The following is a 15,975-nucleotide window of genomic DNA, read 5'->3' as shown; positions in this document are numbered from 1 at the left end:
TGGGAGCGGGCTTGCCCCGCGATGCGTTACAGCGCAAACGGCAAAGCAATCTCCACCTGCTGCCGCGCCGCCAGGCGCACTTCAAAGTCAGCCGGGTCGTGAATCAGTACGTCCATCCCGGCAAACGACTCAGCGGCAATCAGGCGCGACAGCCAGAAGCGTACGCAGGCCAGGCGCAGCATCACCGGCCACAGGTGCGCCTCGGCCGAGGTGAACGGTCGCAGCGCCGCATAAGCCCCCAGCAAAGCCCGCGCCCGCGGTCCGTCGATAACCCCAGCGTCGTCGCAGCACCAGTCGTTGAGGGTGATCGCCAGGTCGTAGAGCATCGGCCCCGAGCAGGCGTTGTAGAAGTCGATCAGGCCAGTCAGGTGGGTGCCTTCGAACAACACATTGTCGCGGAACAGGTCGGCGTGCAGGTTGGCCCGTGGCAGCGCCATGATCTGCGCCTGGTGCGCTTTGATCTCGTCCAGGCACGCTTGCAGCAACTGGCGTTGTTCGCTGTTCAGGCGCGGCATCAGCTCGGCGCCGGTCTCCAGCATCCAGTCCAGCCCGCGGTCGGTCTTGCGTTCCAACACGTTGTCGCGGGTGGCCAGGTGCAGGTGCCCGAGCAGTTCGCCCACCTGCACGCAGTGCTGGTTGTTGGCGACCTTGATGTGCTTGCCCGGCAGCCGCGGCTGCAGCAGCGCAGGCTTGCCGGCCAGTTCACGCAGGGCCACACCGGTGTTGTCGCGCAAGGCGTACGGCACTGGCAGGTCGGCCTCGTGCAACACGTCGAGCAGTTCGATGAAGAACGGCAGGTCCTGGATCGGCCCGCGTTCGACCAGCGTCAGCACGTACTCCCCCTGTTCCAGGCTGACAAAGAAGTTGCTGTTCTCGGTGCCGGCGGCAATGCCCTGGAAGTCCCGCAGGCGGCCCAGGCCGTAGGGCGCCAGAAAGGTTTCCAGCTCAGGCCGGGTCAGGGGGGTGAAAACTGACATGATCAAAAATTGCCCATACGGGCACTTCAGCAGGGAAGTGCCAGGTTGATGTAAAGGGTACGGCTTACCACTCGAAGATTTTCCACGATGGGATCAGCATGTCCGGTTGGTCGGAACGGATGAAATTGCCTTCCGAACCATCAGCGCGTACCAGGAAGTAAGGTTTGCCACCTTTCGGGGTGACCTTGATTGCATACAGGAAGCCATTTTGCCGGTATTCCTGAATGGTTTTGTCGCCTTCCGTGCGAATGGTTACATCCGGATCTGCCGATGGCGCGTCATCCGCTGCCAGGGCGACGACCGGAGTGACTGCCAAGAGGCTGAGCAGCAACAGGCGATTTAGTGTACGCATGATAACCTTGTCCCTTTGTCGTCAATGTTCCGGACATTCTAGCGCCGGGCCCGTCGAAAAGGTTGATTCTGCACATGAGCCAAGCTCCCCTCGTCCTGGTGGACGGTTCCTCGTACCTGTACCGCGCCTTCCACGCGCTGCCACCACTGACTACTTCCAAGGGCATGCCAACCGGCGCAGTCAAGGGCGTGCTGAACATGCTCAAGAGCCTGCGCAAGCAGTATCCGGACGGCCTGTTCGCGGTGGTCTTCGACGCCAAGGGCGGGACCTTCCGCGACGAAATGTACGCCGAATACAAGGCCAACCGGCCAAGCATGCCCGATGACCTGCGGGTGCAGATCGAGCCGCTGCACGCCAGTGTGCGCGCCTTGGGTTATCCGCTGCTGTGCGTCGAAGGGGTGGAAGCCGATGACGTGATCGGCACCCTGGCACGCAGCAGCGCCGCCGCCGGGCGCCCGGTGATCATCTCCACCGGCGACAAGGACATGGCGCAACTGGTCGACGGGCACGTTACGCTGGTCAACACCATGACCGGTAGCGTGCTCGACGTAGCTGGCGTGCACGAGAAGTTTGGCGTCGGTCCTGAACACATCATCGATTTCCTCGCCCTGATGGGCGACAAGGTCGACAACATTCCGGGCGTGCCGGGGGTCGGCGAAAAAACCGCCGTGGGCCTGCTGACCGGTATTGGCGGTGGCTTGAGCGATCTGTACGAGAACCTGGACAAGGTTCCGAGCCTGGCCATTCGTGGCGCCAAGACCCTGCCAGCCAAGCTTGAAGAGCACCGTGACGCGGCGTTCCTCTCCTATGAGCTGGCGACCATCAAGCTTGACGTGCCGTTGGACGTTGAGGTGGATGCGCTGGTCTGTGGCGAACCGGATTGCGACGCGCTGCTGGCCTTGTACACCGAGATGGAGTTCAAGAGCTGGATCGCCGATGTCCAGCGTGAGGCCAAGCGCCAGGAGCTGGCAGCGCCTGTGGCAAACAGCGAGGCGCCTGTCTCTGGTGGTAGCGAGGCCGTCGTTGCAAGTGCGCAGGCCCCCATTGAGACTACCTACGAGACCATCCTCGACCAGGCCCGCTTCGACGTCTGGCTGGCCAAACTGCAGGCAGCCGAACTGATCGCCTTTGATACCGAAACCACGGGCGTCGATGCCCAGCAGGCGCAGTTGGTTGGTTTGTCGTTCGCCGTTCAGGCACATGAAGCGGCCTACATTCCGCTGATGCACGCCTACCTGGGCGTACCGCAGCAACTGGACCGCGACACCGTGCTGCGCGCACTCAAGCCTTTGCTGGAAGACCCGAAGAAGCTCAAGGTCGGTCAGCATGCCAAGTTCGACATGAACATCCTGGCCAACTGCGCCTTGGGCGGCGACCCCGACGATGGCATCGTGGTGCGCGGGATTGCTTTCGACACCATGCTCGAGTCCTACGTGCTGAACTCTACGGCGACCCGCCATGACATGGACAGCCTGGCGCTGAAGTACCTCGACTACACCACTACCAGCTTCCAGGACATCGCCGGCAAAGGCGCCAAGCAGCTGACCTTTGACCAGATCCCCCTGGAACAGGCCGGCCCGTACGCTGCCGAAGACGCCGACGTGACCTTGCGCTTGCACCAGACGCTGAGCGCCAAGCTTGCGGAAATTCCGAGCCTGGCCGGTGTGCTGAGCGATATCGAGATGCCGTTGGTTCCGGTTCTGGCGCGCATTGAGCGTCAAGGCGCGCTGGTCGACGCCGAGTTGCTCAAGGTGCAGAGCGGTGAGCTGGGCAAGAAAATGGCCGACCTGGAAGAAGAAGCCATTCGCCTGGCCGGTGAGACGTTCAACCTCGGCTCGCCCAAGCAGTTGGGGGCGATTCTTTATGACAAGTTCGGCCTGCCGGTGCTGAAGAAAACCGGAAAAGGCCAGCCGTCCACCGCTGAAGACGTCCTTGAAGCCCTGGCCGAGGAAGGCTACCCACTGCCCAAGGTGCTGATGCAGTACCGCTCGATGAGCAAGCTCAAAAGCACCTACACCGATCGCCTGCCGGAGCAGATCAACCCGCGCACCGGGCGTATCCACACCTCCTACCATCAGGCTGTTGCGGCCACCGGACGTCTTTCCTCCAGTGACCCGAACCTGCAGAACATTCCGGCCCGCACGGCCGAGGGCCGACGGATTCGCCAGGCGTTCATTGCACCGCCTGGTTACAAATTGCTGGCGGCGGACTACTCGCAGATTGAACTGCGCATCATGGCCCACCTGTCCCGTGACGAGGGCCTACTGAATGCGTTTCGTGATGGTCTCGATGTGCACACCGCGACTGCGGCCGAGGTGTTCAAGGTAGAACTGAGTCAGGTGACGTCTGACATGCGCCGCAGCGCCAAGGCGATCAACTTTGGCCTGATCTACGGTATGGGTGCGAAAAAGCTCGGCAAGGATATCGGCGTCGATACCAAGGTGGCCAAGGCCTACATCGATGAGTACTTCGCCCGCTACCCAGGTGTGCGCGAGTATATGGAGCGTACGCGTGGGCAGGCGGCCGAACAGGGCTATGTAGAAACCCTGTTCGGCCGCCGGCTGTACCTGCCGGCTATTCATTCCAACAAGCCGCAGGAACGCGCGGGCGCTGAGCGCACGGCGATTAACGCGCCGATGCAGGGCACGGCGGCGGACATCATCAAGCGCGCTATGGTGGCTGTGGATAACTGGCTGACCGATTCGGGCCTAGATGCTCGGGTCATCCTCCAGGTTCATGACGAACTGGTACTGGAGGTTCGCGAAGACCTTATCGAGCAGGTTCGCGAGCAGATTCGTCCACACATGAGTGGTGCCGCTCAGTTGGATGTTCCGCTGGTGGTAGACGTCGGCGTGGGGTCAAATTGGGACGAAGCGCACTAAAAAAGCGCTTAAAATCGGTGAAAAGCTGCGGCATATCGTCGCGGCTTTTTGGCTGGCTCGAGGCCATTAGTGCTGGAAATTTCCGACCTATCGCAAATAGTTTCTAAACGTCCGGAACTAAACCGGTGAACCACGACTCAGAGTATCTGAATGGCTGGTGAAGCCCTTCGATGCTCCTATGTTGTGTTAAGTGTTGGCAGATATCCGGACCCCGCCCTAGCGGTCCGGTACTTGAACCCCGAACTTCCCCCTCCCCATACGAAGTCCGGGGTTTTTTTTGCCCGGCGTTTGCCGGGCGGCCCTTATTCGGCGGGCTTGTCCGGCAGTTCCATCCAGCGTGCCAGCACGCCATAGGCCTCTTCCAGGCCCTGGCGCTTGGGGGCCGAAAACAGCTGGATCGTAATGCTATCGCCCCAACCTTTGCGGATTTCCGACTGCACTTTGAGCAGGGTGTTCTTGGCCGCGCCAAAGGTCAGCTTGTCGGCTTTGGTCAACAGGATGTGCATCGGCATGCCGGAGGCGCGCGACCAGTCGAGCAGCATCATGTCGAAGTCGGTCATCGGATGGCGCACGTCCATCATCAGGATCAAGCCCTTCAAGGCCTCGCGGCTGCCCAGGTAGGCCTCCAGGTGGCGCTGCCAGTGCTGCTTGAGCGGGATTGGCACCTTGGCATAACCGTAGCCGGGCAAGTCGACCAAACGCCGTTCATCGTCCAGACTGAAGAAGTTCAACAGCTGGGTGCGCCCCGGGGTTTTCGAGGTTCGCGCCAGGCTGGCGTGTGTCAGGGTGTTCAGGGCGCTGGACTTGCCGGCGTTGGAGCGGCCGGCGAAGGCTACTTCATAGCCCTGGTCGGGCGGACACTGGTCGACCTTGGCCGCGCTGATAGCGAATTTGGCCTGTTGGCAGAGGCCGAGGATGGGGTTTTTGACTTGCATGGGATATCCGGTGTGGGTGTTGCCAGAGGCAGGCTCGGCAAGCGGTGTCGTTTCCGTTTCAGTAACGGGAGTATATAATGCCCCAGATTTTGTGTGCGCATTATCCCAGCGTAGGAGGATGTGCACGGGGGCATCGGATTCAAGCTTGCGCATTAGAACGCAGTGCAGCCCCCAACCCTGAAAGGTCGTTCGCATGACGAAATGGCTGCTTGTTGTCGGTGTCTTGATACCGTTATTCAGCGCTCAGGCTACACAGGATCCCGAGGCGTTGTACAACCGCACGTGTGCGGCTTGTCACGCCGGGCAGCTGCCACAGGCACCGAAAGCAGGTGATCGTGCGGCTTGGGAGCCAAGACTGGCGAAGGGTATGGAGATGCTGGTGGTGCATGTCACCCAGGGTTTCAAGGCTATGCCAATGCGTGGATTGTGCATGGACTGCAGTGCCGAGGACTACCAGGCAATCATCCAGTGGATGAGCCACAGTCCCGATACATAACTCTTTCACCCTTAGCCGTAGTTGGATTAGCTGATGAACAAACTACTCGTGAGTCTGCTGTTGACCTTGGGCATCACCGGTGTTGCCAATGCCGCAGAGCCTATCAAAGGGGATGCCGCTGCTGGTCAGGCCAAAACTGCTGTATGTGGCGCTTGTCACAATCCGGACGGCAATAGCCTGGCGCCGAACTTCCCGAAACTTGCAGGCCAGGGTGAGAAGTACCTGGAAAAGCAATTGCACGACATCAAGTCGGGCAAGCGCACCGTGCTGGAAATGACCGGTATGCTGGCTGCGTTCAACGACCAGGACATGGCCGACATCGCCGCCTACTTCTCCAGCCAGAAAGGCAGCGTTGGCGCAGCTGATCCGAAGCTGGTCGAGCGTGGCCGCGCGCTGTTCAACGGCGGTGACATCGAAAAAGGCCTGCCTGCCTGCACTGGCTGCCACTCGCCTAATGGCGCAGGTCTTGCCCTGGCCGGCTTCCCGCACCTGGGCGGCCAGCACGCAAGTTACGTCACCAAGCAGCTCACCGACTTCCGCGAAGGCAACCGTACCAATGATGGCGACGCCACCACCATGCGTACCATTGCGGCCAAGCTGAGCAACAAGGACATCGAAGCGCTGTCCAGCTACATCCAGGGTCTGCATTGATCCGCGCTTTAACGCTGGGTTAATACTACGGCGCAAAGATGAAAAGGGTGGCTTCGGCCGCCCTTTTTTGTGCCCGCTGCCGTTACACTAACGAACTCGGGCCTGCCTCGGCCTGTCCTACGACAGGTCGTGCCAAGGCGACTCAATAGACTGCTCAGGAGTAAAGCATGCGTAATCTGATTCTCGGCGCCGCGCTGGTCACTGCCAGCCTCTTCGGCATGACTGCCCAGGCTGCCGATCCGGTAGCCTTCGACCAGTATACCGAGCTGAGCAACCCGGTTCCGGTGTCGGTACCTGGCAAGATCGAAGTGGTCGAGCTGTTCTGGTACGGCTGCCCGCATTGCTACAGCTTCGAGCCGGTGGTCAATCCATGGGTCGAAAAACTGCCGAAGGACGTCAACTTCAAGCGTGTGCCGGCCATGTTCGGCGGCCCTTGGGATGCCCACGGCCAGATGTTCCTGACTCTCGAAGCCATGGGCGTTGAACACAAGGTTCACGCTGCCGTGTTCGAAGCGATTCAGATTCAGCGCAAGAAGCTGACCAAGGAGGACGAAATGGCTGATTTCCTCGCCACTCAAGGCGTAGATCCTGACAAGTTCCTCGCCACCTTCAACTCCTTCGCCATCAAGGGTCAGGTCAAGCAGGCCAAAGAGCTGGCCAAGAAGTACGAAATCACTGGCGTACCGAGCATGGTCGTCAACGGCAAGTACCGCTTCGACCTCGGCACTGCCAAGGGGCCGCAAGGCGTGCTCAATGTTGCCGACTACCTGATCGCCAAGGAGCGCGCCGCCAAGTAAGCGGCGCCGATCATGCGCCGCTGGAGAACCGAGCGTGGCGTGGGCCTGCATGATCCGCAGGTCAACGAACATCACCTGCAGGCCAACGGCCTGCCAGAGGATGGCCGGCTGCGGCTGCTCAGTTTCAACATCCAGGTTGGCATCAGCACCGAGCGTTACCGTCATTACCTGACCCGTGGCTGGCAGCACCTGCTGCCGCACACCGGGCGGGCCGGTAACCTGCAGAAGATCGGCGACCTGCTCGCCGATTTCGACCTGGTCGCCCTGCAGGAGGCCGATGGCGGCAGCCTGCGCTCGGGCTACGTCAATCAGGTCGAGCACCTGGCCCAACTGGGCGCCTTCCCGTACTGGTACCAGCAGCTCAACCGCAACCTCGGGCGCCTGGCCCAGCACAGCAACGGCGTGCTCAGCCGCTTGAAACCGCAACTGCTAGAGGATCATCCGCTGCCCGGCCCTGCTGGACGCGGGGCGATCCTGGTGCGCTTCGGCGAAGGTGAGGACGCCCTGGTCGTGGTGATGATGCACCTGGCCCTGGGTTCCAAGACCCGCGCCCGCCAGCTTGCCTATATTCGTGAACTGATTGGCGGCTATCGCCACCAGGTGCTGATGGGCGACATGAACACCCACGCCACGGACTTGCTGGAGCATTCGCCGCTGCGCGACCTGAGCCTGGTCGCACCGCAGGTGCAAGCCACGTTCCCCAGTTGGCGGCCACAACGCTGCCTTGATCATATCCTGCTCAGCCCAAGCCTGACCCTGGAGCGGGTTGAGGTTCTGGCCCAGCCAATTTCCGATCATCTTCCGGTCGCGGTTGAGATTCGTTTGCCTGATGCCCTTGCTGTGGATACGCTGCCCGCTTTGAGCTAATTGCCATTACCCTCTGCGGACCCAGGCATGACCGACGAAGCCCAGCGCTGGAAAGAAAAATACCTCAAGAGTATCGAACAGCAAGAGAAGCTCGAGCGCCGTTGGGAGGCTCGCCTCGACCTGTTGCGCCGCGGTCTGGTGCGCAGCACGCTGGCCGCTGAAGGCAGCGATCGGGCGGTGGACCAGTGCATGAAGGAAATGCGCGAGGTTATCCGCACCGACAATATGGACGCCGCCCTCGCCGGCCTGATTCCGCGCCTGGAAAAGGCTGTGCTCGACTCCGAGCAGCGTCGAGAAACCCGCATCGCCCAAGTCAGTACTGCGCTCACCTCGTTGGTCACCCAGCTACAGGCCCTGCCCTTGCCCAGCGAAGTCAGCCGGCCGCTGAAAAAGTTCGCCAAGCAGGTCGAGGCCCGGGCCAGTCAATCCAGGGAAGTGCCCCTGCTGCTGGGTGAGTTGAGTGGCTTGCAGGGGCAGGCGCTGTCGGCGCTGGAGCAGCCTGAAGAGGCGCAACGTCCGGGCTTGTTGCAGCGCCTGTTCGGCAACCGTGAAGCGGAAACCGAAGCCTTGCAGCCGGCCCTCGCTGGCCCGGCAACGGTGCCTGAGCTCCGTGAGAAGCCTGCGCAGCTGGCTCAAGTTCATGCTGAGCCGGTGCCCTTGGAGACTGTCGATGTCGATGAGCTGCAGTCATTGCCGGTGGCTCAGGAGCGGCTCATCGAGCCCCTTGAGCCTGCCGAGATAGAAGGCGAAGCTGCACAGCCCGCCCCTACGTCGGCGCCCGAGATACGTATCGAGTTGCCCGTCGAGCCGGAGCCAGAGCCACAACAACCGCAGCCTGAAGCCGCACCCGAGTCGCCACCCGAGGACGCCGAGCAGGCTGTCCTGGCCTTACTCGAACACAGTCCGGACGATCCTGCGACCGAGTCGTCTGAAATCGCTGCGCAGGACGATGAAGAAGCCCATTACGCCCTGCCGGACGGGACCGAGCCAACCTACAGCTCGGTGGCTGCGCATATTGAAGACACCCTGCTGGGCCTGCTTGACGACCTGACCCTGCCCGAGCGCCACAAGGCTCAGGCGCAGTCCATGCGCGAACGCCTGGAGCACGGTCTGAACTGGTACGAACTGTTGCCGGTCCTCGATGACCTGGCAGTGCTGATGCTGGCGATCAACGACAGTGGCCAGCACGAGTTCGAAGCTTACCTGCAGCAACTCAACGAGCGTCTGGAGTCGTTCCAGAGCCACTTGCATGAAGCTAGCGAAGGCCACGCAGACAACACCTCGGCGGCACGCGACCTCGACAGTCAGTTGCGTGAGCACGTCGACAGCCTGCAAAGCAGTGTGCAGGGTGCTGCCGACCTGGGCAGCCTCAAGAATATCCTCGAGAACCGCCTCGAAGGCTTGCTCGGCACCATGGATGAGCACCAGCAGCAGCGTGATCAGCGTGAGCAGGACATGGCTAACCGTCTGCAAGGCTTGGCCGAGCGGGTGGCGAGCATGGAGCAGGAAGCCCTGGGCTACCGTGAGCACCTTGAGGAGCAGCGGCAAAAGGCCCTGATCGACCCCCTCACCGGCCTGCCCAATCGTGCCGCCTGGTCGGAACGGGTCGATCAGGAAGTACTGGAGTGGCAGGAAAACGGCGGTCATCTGTTGATGGCGATCCTCGACCTTGACCATTTCAAGCGTATCAACGACGGCTATGGCCACCTGGCCGGTGACAAGGTGTTGAAGATCGTAGCCAGTGTGCTGCGCAAGCGTCTGCGTAGCCGAGACTTCATTGCCCGCTTTGGTGGCGAGGAGTTCGTCCTGCTGATCCCGCAAACTTCGCTGCCCGCCGGCTGCCAGCTGGCAGAAACCCTGCGTGCAGCCATCGAAGCCTGCCCGTTCCATTTCAAGGGCGAGCGGGTGACCATCACCCTGTCCATCGGCATCAGTGCATTTCGCAGCGGTGAGCGCAGCGAAGCGGTGCTCAAGCGGGCAGACGAGGCGCTGTACCGGGCGAAACATCTTGGTCGAAATCGCGTCGAACAGGGCTGAGTGGCATTGGCGAGGATACGTTAAGCTTACGCTTTGCAGACTCTCATCACAGTGCCCTCCATGAAAGCGTTTTTCACTGCGCTCCTGCTGCTGACGCTGGCAGGTTGCGCCACTGGCTTGCGGATCGACCGCAGCCACACTTCTGCCAATCAGGACGAGCGGATCCAGTTCGTCGTCTTGCATTACACCAACGCCTCGCTGGAGCGTTCACTGGCCTTGCTGACCCATGGTGAGGTCAGCAGCCATTACCTGATCGGCGACTCGCCGGCGACGGTCTATCAACTGGTCGATGAAAGCCGCCGCGCCTGGCATGCCGGTGACAGCCAGTGGGATGGGCGTACCTGGCTCAACTCCACCTCCATTGGCATCGAGATCGTCAACCCAGGTTTTACCGACACGCCTACCGGGCGGGTCTGGCATCCCTACACCGAGGCGCAGATCCAGGCACTGATCGTCCTGCTCAAGGACATCGTCAAGCGCAACCACATCCAGCCGCGCTATATCATCGGTCACAGCGACATCGCACCGCTGCGCAAACTCGACCCGGGGCCGATGTTCCCGTGGAAGCGCCTGGCGGACGAGGGGCTCGGGGTCTGGCCGAATGCTCAGGCCGTGGCCCGGCAGCAAGCGTACTTCAGCGTCAATCCTCCGAGCATCGCCTGGTATCAGCAGCAGTTGAAGCGTTTTGGCTACGCCATCGAGCAGACCGGTGAGTACGATGTCAGCACCAAACATGTGCTGGCCGCTTTCCAGATGCGCTTTCGCCCCCAGCGTTTTGATGGGGTTGCAGATGCCCAGACCGCTGCCATGTTGCAGGTACTCAACAACCGTCGTTGACCTGCACCGCCCAACGGGCAGGCTGACTTGAGTGGCAGTTGCTATACCTCTTGGTATTCAACGGGATAATTCTTGATGTCAGCTGCCCTCTCCGTGCTGCGCCACTTGCTCTATCGTCCCTGGTTATTGGCCACACTCGCGGCTATGGCCAGCGCGATCCTGTTGCTCATGGCCAGTGTTGGCGTGGCGATGCATCAAATGCAGCAAAGCGAAATCGAGCAGATGAACGCCAAGGGCGAGCGTTTTCTCGCCCGCCTCGAGCAGATCTTCGGCCAACTGCGTGAAGGCGTCGACGAACTTCAGGCGCAACCCGTGCGAGGTTGCGATGCCAGCATGATGACGGCCTTGCAACAGGTCGCATTCCGCTACCGCTTTGTTTATGAGGCCGCTTACGTCGATGGCAACATCGCCTGTTCCAACCGGGTGGGCGAGCGCACCATCAACCCGTTACGCCCTGCCGATATCCAGGGGCCGACCTACAGCTACTGGCTCAACACAACCACCGAGCCCGATGACAACCTGGCGGCGCTGATGCTTGGGCGTGGCAAGTTTCTGGTTGCCACCTCCCGTGGGCATATAACCGACGTGGTTGACCTGCCGCCCGAAGGCAGCCTGCTGGTGGTGCTCGACAACGGCACGCGGGCGGTACCGGTACTCGGCCCGCCGCAGGTGTGGCCGCCGTCCGCCGATTGGCCACCCGCCTCCAGTGGCTCGCTGCTGGAGTTGCCTGATCGGCTGATTTACCGCATGCCGACCAAGTCACCGGACTATCAATTGGTGCTGATCGCGCCGCGGGCCAGCCTGCCGCTGAAGATGAACGGGATTCTCTGGCTGCTGTTCCCGGGCAGTCTGGTATTGGCCTGGTGCATAGGTTGGCTGGTATTGCAGTTGATCCGCCAACGTCGCTCGATGAGTTCAGAGCTTCAGGGGGCGCTGCGCCGTGGTGAGCTGCAGGTGCTCTACCAGCCGATTTTCGAACTCACCAGCCGCCGCTGTGTAGGCGCCGAAGCCCTGGTGCGCTGGCGTCGCTCGGATGGCACGCTGACCAGCCCGGAGCTGTTCATCCCGCTGGCGGAAAACACCGGACAGATTCGCCAGATCACCGATTTCGTCCTGCAGCGGGTGCTGGAGCAGTTGGGCCAGCTACTGCGCGCCAATCGCCAGTTGTACATCTCGGTGAACCTTGCCGCTTGCGATGTGATGGTGCCCAGGATCGGCCGGGTGGCGGCGCGCCTGCTGGCCTTGCACCATGTGGCGGCGAGCCAGATCGCCTTCGAGGTCACCGAGCGCGGGCTGATCGATGTGGTGGTGGCGCGCGATAACCTGCAAGCCTTGCGCGCCGTCGGGCACCAGGTGCTGATCGATGATTTCGGCACCGGCTATTGCAGCCTTGCCTACCTGCAAACCCTGCCGGTCGATTGCCTGAAAATCGACAAGGCCTTTATCGATGCCCTGGGCCATGACGCGGCCAGCAGCGGCGTGGCGCCGCACATCATTCGCATGGCCCACGCCCTGCAGTTGCGGGTGATTGCCGAAGGCATCGAGTATGAAGACCAGGCCCTGCTACTGAACAGCGAAGGGGTCAACTATGGCCAGGGCTGGCTGTTTGCTCATCCACTCAACGCTCGGCAATTCATCGAGCTGATCACCCGCGGTCGGCGCCTGGGCCCTCGCCGCATCGACGACGAGGCCTGAGCGGTAGCTGTTTCAGACCGGTAGGGCCATGTAGAACTGCGTGCCCTGGCCGGGCCGCGAATACACGCCCATGCGCCCGCCATGCAACTGCACGATCTCTTTGCACAGTGCCAGGCCAAGGCCGGCCCCGCCTTTTTTGCGTCCGACCTGAACGAAAGGCTCGAAGATCCGACCCTGTTGGCCGTAAGCGATACCCTCACCGTTGTCTTCGATGCTGATAATCACCCGCTCGGCATGGCGGCGTGCATGCAAACGGATACGTCCGGCAGGTGGCGTATGACGCACGGCGTTGTCCAGCAGATTGTCCAAGACCCGGTCTAGTTGCGCCGGGTCCGCCTGGATGCGTGGCAGCGGTGCTGCGAGCTCTACCTGCAGCTCGATCTGCTTGTTGTTGGCCGTGGCGGCAAAACGTTCGCAAGCACGGTCCAGCAGTTCGTCGATGGCACAGGGGGTGAGCTCGAGTTTTTGCAGGCCGTTCTGGTAGCGGGAAAAGTTCAGCAGGTCATTGATCAACTGGGTCAAGCGCTGCATTTCTTCGCCGATGGTCTCGCACAGGTCGGCTTCGCGTGAGCCCGGGGCAACGCTCAAACGCTCACGTAGCAGACCGAAGGCCATGTGCATACCGGTCACGGGGGTGCGCAGCTCATGGGAAGCGCGCAGGACGAACTCGCTGCGTACCCGCTCGAATGCGCGTTGCTCAGTGACATCGTGTAGCACCATTACCGCACCGAGGATCTGCCCTTGTGGGTGACAGACCGGTGTCAGGCTATAGGAAAGCAGCCTGATTTCTTCATCTATTTCCAGCCTGAGATCGTCGGGCACCCGCTCCAGGGTGCCGCCGCGCAACACCAGGCGCAGTTGCTCGTCCAGCTCCGGGCGTTGCAAGGCATCGCCCAGACCGGTGCCCAGGCGCGCATCCTCCCAGCCCAACTGGCGTTGGGCGACCGGGTTGAGGTGCTCCAGGTGGCCCTGGCGATCGATTATCAGCAAGCCGTCGTCGATACTGTCGAGCACCGCTTGCAAGCGTTGCTGGCCGGCCAGTACTTCATCGATGTTGGTCGCCTGATGTTTGCGCAAGGCTTCGGCCATCAGGCCAAAACGGCGGGTCAGCTGGTTCAGCTCCAGGGCATGGGACACCGGCAAGGTGACGTCGAAATTGCCCTGGCCGATCTGGTCGGCGGCCTTGGCCAGTGCTTCGATCGGTTGGCCGACCCGGCGGGCAATGCCATGGGCGGTGACGAAGCCGAGAATCAAAACGCTCAGGCCAACCAGGCCCAGCAAGCCGCCAATCAGCAGGGCACGGTCATGGGCTTTTTGTTCGCTTTCGTTGATGTGCTGCAGGGCGCGTTTGTGCGACTCGACCAGATCACCCCGCAATAGATTGAAGGCGTGGCCCAACGGCTGCTCGGCGCCCAGGCTTTTCGACGGTGTGCGGCTGCTGCGGTAGGCCTGCAGGAATGCCTGGTAATCGACGTTGGCTTTGGCAAACCCCTGGTCGCCAGGGCTGTCGTCATCATGGTTGATGCCTTCGTCCAGCAATTGCTGGAATTGCCTTTGCAAGTGCTCCAGGGCGGGTTTATCTGCGGAGTCGCCCAGTAGCAGGGTCAGTTGCTCGCCCAGGTTCTGGCGCAGCTTCAGGCCCAGCTCAAGGGTCATCGAGTTATCGCGCACCAGTGCCTGCTGTGAGCTGGCCATTTGCAGCACGCTGACCAGGCCCAGCAACAAGCCCAGCAGCGCCACGGTGATCAGCGCCGAGATGCTGAGGAAAAGCCGTGTGCGCAGCTTCATCGCCAGTTTCACAGGTTGTACTGCTTGCGTTTGCGGTACAGGGTCGAGGCATCGATACCGAGGGTCTTGGCTGCCTGGTCGAGGGTTTCGCTGGTGGCCAGGACTGCGCCGATGTGCGCCCGCTCCAGTTCATCCAGGCTCAGCGCTGCGCCAATGCGCGGGGCATTGCTGGCCGGTTGTTCGGCCATGCCCAGATGGCTGATTTCGACGCGCTCCTGGGCACAGATGATGCTCGCCCGCTCGACCACGTTGCGCAGTTCGCGAATATTGCCCGGCCAGCGGTAGTTGAGCAGTGCGGCGCGGGCCTCGTCGCTGAACGCGCGGGCCGGGCGGGAGTACTCCTTGACGAAGCGGGCGAGGAAGCGATCGGCCAGGGTTAGGATGTCTTCGCTGCGCTCGCGCAATGGCGGCAGGTGCAGGGTGATGACGTTAAGACGGTACAGCAGGTCTTCACGGAAGCGGCCTTCGCGGACCATGTCTTCGAGGTTGAGGTTGGTCGCGGCCAGAATCCGCACGTCGGCGCGGCGGGTCACCGGGTCGCCGACGCGTTCGTATTCCTTGTCCTGAATGAAGCGCAGCAGCTTGGGTTGCAGGGTCAGCGGAAAATCGCCGATCTCGTCGAGGAACAAGGTCCCACCGTCCGCCTGGTTGACCCGGCCCAGGGTGTTTTCGCTGGCGCCAGTAAAGGCACCGCGGCTGTGGCCAAACAGTTCGCTTTCCATCAATTCGGCGGTTAGCGACGGGCAGTTGATGGTCACGCAGGCTTTGCGCGCACGTTTGCTCCAACCGTGAATTGCGCGGGCCAGCTCGCCTTTACCGGTACCGGACTCTCCGAGAATGAGGATGTTGGCGTCGGTGGTGGCCACCTGACGGGCGGTTTCCAGCACCACCATCATGGCCGGGCTGTGCGAGTCGAGGCCGTCCTTGGGTTTGCGTACTTCACCTTCCAGCGCTTCCAGGCGCGCCGACAGCTGGCGGACTTCCAGTTGCTTGGCGGTTGCCAGGCGCAGTTGGTCCGGGCTGCAGGGCTTGACCAGGTAATCGGCGGCGCCGGCCTGAATCGCATCAACCGCTGTGTCGACGGCCGAATGCGCGGTGACTATCACCACACGCATCCACGGTGCCTGGATGCGCATTTGCGCCAGCACATCCAGACCATTGTCCTCACCCAGGCGCAGGTCGAGGAAACACAGGTCGAAGACTTGCCGCTGCAACAGGGTTTCGGCTTGCGCCGCGCTGTTGGCGGTGGCAACGCTGTAGCCTTCATCTTCGAGGCAGTAACGGAAGGTTCGCAGGATGGCGGACTCATCGTCGACCAGCAGAATACGGCCTTGATGCTCCTGGGCTGACTCCATTTCCTACGCTCCTTTTAGAAAGATCTAGGTTAGTGTCGGAAAAATCGTGCAAGTTGCATGGCTCATTCTGATTCATTCCGTTGCCTGCAGGGTAGTCGCTTGCCTGTTACTTATCCGTCGAAGTTATCCACAGGGCTGATCATGCAAAACGCACGAACGCCTAAGTCCAATCGTGCAGGATACGTTTCAGGGTGGCTTGAGCTGTTTTCTTATCTATCTGATTTTTAAAGATAAAAATTGTTTTTGAGGCTGGCATGCCTGCTGCAATGACTACATCAAGTCAACAATAAACGCAGCAGGAGGAGC

General features: G+C 61.4%; 13 protein-coding genes. 8 read left to right on the top strand and 5 right to left on the bottom strand.

All coding sequences use genetic code 11. The annotated features are described in order from the left end of the window. Positions 1–26 precede the first annotated feature (26 nt). Positions 27–977: a homoserine kinase gene (locus M5G17_RS18020; RefSeq protein WP_273894276.1), complete on the bottom strand. Its 951-nt coding sequence runs from the start codon at positions 975–977 to the stop codon at positions 27–29. A 64-nt stretch (positions 978–1,041) separates the two neighbouring features. Next, positions 1,042–1,329 carry a DUF2782 domain-containing protein gene (locus tag M5G17_RS18015; RefSeq protein ID WP_273894275.1) on the bottom strand — a complete coding sequence of 96 codons (288 nt, stop codon included), beginning with the start codon at positions 1,327–1,329 and terminating at the stop codon, positions 1,042–1,044. A 74-nt stretch (positions 1,330–1,403) separates the two neighbouring features. On the opposite strand from M5G17_RS18015, the gene polA reads away from it, so the two are divergent. Further along, a complete protein-coding gene (gene polA, locus M5G17_RS18010) occupies positions 1,404–4,211 on the top strand; it encodes a DNA polymerase I (RefSeq protein ID WP_273894274.1) in 2,808 nt (935 codons plus the stop codon). 302 nt (positions 4,212–4,513) lie between these two features. Here the strand turns inward: polA and yihA are convergent, their stop codons facing one another. Continuing rightward, the gene (yihA, locus tag M5G17_RS18005) at positions 4,514–5,146 is read right to left on the bottom strand and encodes a ribosome biogenesis GTP-binding protein YihA/YsxC (protein ID WP_130262207.1); all 633 of its coding nucleotides are present in this window, start codon (positions 5,144–5,146) and stop codon (positions 4,514–4,516) included. A 193-nt stretch (positions 5,147–5,339) separates the two neighbouring features. On the opposite strand from yihA, the gene M5G17_RS18000 reads away from it, so the two are divergent. The 7 genes from M5G17_RS18000 to M5G17_RS17970 all read left to right on the top strand — a co-directional run bounded on the left by M5G17_RS18000 (position 5,340) and on the right by M5G17_RS17970 (position 12,526). Next, a complete protein-coding gene (locus tag M5G17_RS18000) occupies positions 5,340–5,642 on the top strand; it encodes a c-type cytochrome (RefSeq protein ID WP_273894273.1) in 303 nt (100 codons plus the stop codon). A 33-nt stretch (positions 5,643–5,675) separates the two neighbouring features. Then, positions 5,676–6,293, top strand: a complete 618-nt coding sequence (locus tag M5G17_RS17995; protein WP_273894272.1) for a c-type cytochrome — start codon at positions 5,676–5,678, stop codon at positions 6,291–6,293. 167 nt (positions 6,294–6,460) lie between these two features. Next, the gene (gene dsbA / locus M5G17_RS17990; RefSeq protein WP_273894271.1) at positions 6,461–7,090 is read left to right on the top strand and encodes a thiol:disulfide interchange protein DsbA; all 630 of its coding nucleotides are present in this window, start codon (positions 6,461–6,463) and stop codon (positions 7,088–7,090) included. Positions 7,091–7,099: 9 nt separating this feature from the next. Next, entirely contained in the window at positions 7,100–7,957 is an 858-nt protein-coding gene (locus M5G17_RS17985; protein WP_273894300.1) for an endonuclease/exonuclease/phosphatase family protein, read from the top strand. 27 nt (positions 7,958–7,984) lie between these two features. Continuing rightward, entirely contained in the window at positions 7,985–9,994 is a 2,010-nt protein-coding gene (locus M5G17_RS17980) for a GGDEF domain-containing protein (RefSeq protein ID WP_273894270.1), read from the top strand. A gap of 60 nt (positions 9,995–10,054) precedes the next feature. Then, on the top strand, positions 10,055–10,831 hold the full coding sequence (locus M5G17_RS17975) for an N-acetylmuramoyl-L-alanine amidase (protein WP_273894269.1): 777 nt from the start codon (positions 10,055–10,057) through the stop codon (positions 10,829–10,831). Positions 10,832–10,906: 75 nt separating this feature from the next. Next, the gene (locus tag M5G17_RS17970) at positions 10,907–12,526 is read left to right on the top strand and encodes an EAL domain-containing protein (RefSeq protein ID WP_273894268.1); all 1,620 of its coding nucleotides are present in this window, start codon (positions 10,907–10,909) and stop codon (positions 12,524–12,526) included. A gap of 12 nt (positions 12,527–12,538) precedes the next feature. Here the strand turns inward: M5G17_RS17970 and M5G17_RS17965 are convergent, their stop codons facing one another. Together M5G17_RS17965 and algB are read right to left on the bottom strand one after the other, a co-directional pair. Beyond that, the gene (locus M5G17_RS17965; RefSeq protein ID WP_273894299.1) at positions 12,539–14,314 is read right to left on the bottom strand and encodes a KinB sensor domain-containing domain; all 1,776 of its coding nucleotides are present in this window, start codon (positions 14,312–14,314) and stop codon (positions 12,539–12,541) included. A gap of 8 nt (positions 14,315–14,322) precedes the next feature. Further along, positions 14,323–15,669, bottom strand: a complete 1,347-nt coding sequence (gene algB, locus M5G17_RS17960; RefSeq protein WP_273894267.1) for a sigma-54-dependent response regulator transcription factor AlgB — start codon at positions 15,667–15,669, stop codon at positions 14,323–14,325. Positions 15,670–15,975: the final 306 nt, after the last annotated feature.

Source organism: Pseudomonas rubra, from assembly GCF_028656935.1.
Classification (GTDB): Bacteria; Pseudomonadota; Gammaproteobacteria; order Pseudomonadales; family Pseudomonadaceae; genus Aquipseudomonas; species Aquipseudomonas rubra.
This window is presented reverse-complemented; position numbering and strand designations above follow the sequence as displayed.

Excerpts from the sequence above, each read along its gene's own strand:
- M5G17_RS18020 (WP_273894276.1), bottom strand. The coding sequence starts at position 977 with ATGTCAGTTTTCACCCCCCTGACCCGGCCTGAGCTGGAAACCTTTCTG.
- M5G17_RS18015 (WP_273894275.1), bottom strand. The coding sequence starts at position 1,329 with ATGCGTACACTAAATCGCCTGTTGCTGCTCAGCCTCTTGGCAGTCACT.
- polA (WP_273894274.1), top strand. The coding sequence starts at position 1,404 with ATGAGCCAAGCTCCCCTCGTCCTGGTGGACGGTTCCTCGTACCTGTAC.
- yihA (WP_130262207.1), bottom strand. The coding sequence starts at position 5,146 with ATGCAAGTCAAAAACCCCATCCTCGGCCTCTGCCAACAGGCCAAATTC.
- M5G17_RS18000 (WP_273894273.1), top strand. The coding sequence starts at position 5,340 with ATGACGAAATGGCTGCTTGTTGTCGGTGTCTTGATACCGTTATTCAGC.
- M5G17_RS17995 (WP_273894272.1), top strand. The coding sequence starts at position 5,676 with ATGAACAAACTACTCGTGAGTCTGCTGTTGACCTTGGGCATCACCGGT.
- dsbA (WP_273894271.1), top strand. The coding sequence starts at position 6,461 with ATGCGTAATCTGATTCTCGGCGCCGCGCTGGTCACTGCCAGCCTCTTC.
- M5G17_RS17980 (WP_273894270.1), top strand. The coding sequence starts at position 7,985 with ATGACCGACGAAGCCCAGCGCTGGAAAGAAAAATACCTCAAGAGTATC.
- M5G17_RS17975 (WP_273894269.1), top strand. The coding sequence starts at position 10,055 with ATGAAAGCGTTTTTCACTGCGCTCCTGCTGCTGACGCTGGCAGGTTGC.
- M5G17_RS17970 (WP_273894268.1), top strand. The coding sequence starts at position 10,907 with ATGTCAGCTGCCCTCTCCGTGCTGCGCCACTTGCTCTATCGTCCCTGG.
- M5G17_RS17965 (WP_273894299.1), bottom strand. The coding sequence starts at position 14,314 with ATGAAGCTGCGCACACGGCTTTTCCTCAGCATCTCGGCGCTGATCACC.
- algB (WP_273894267.1), bottom strand. The coding sequence starts at position 15,669 with ATGGAGTCAGCCCAGGAGCATCAAGGCCGTATTCTGCTGGTCGACGAT.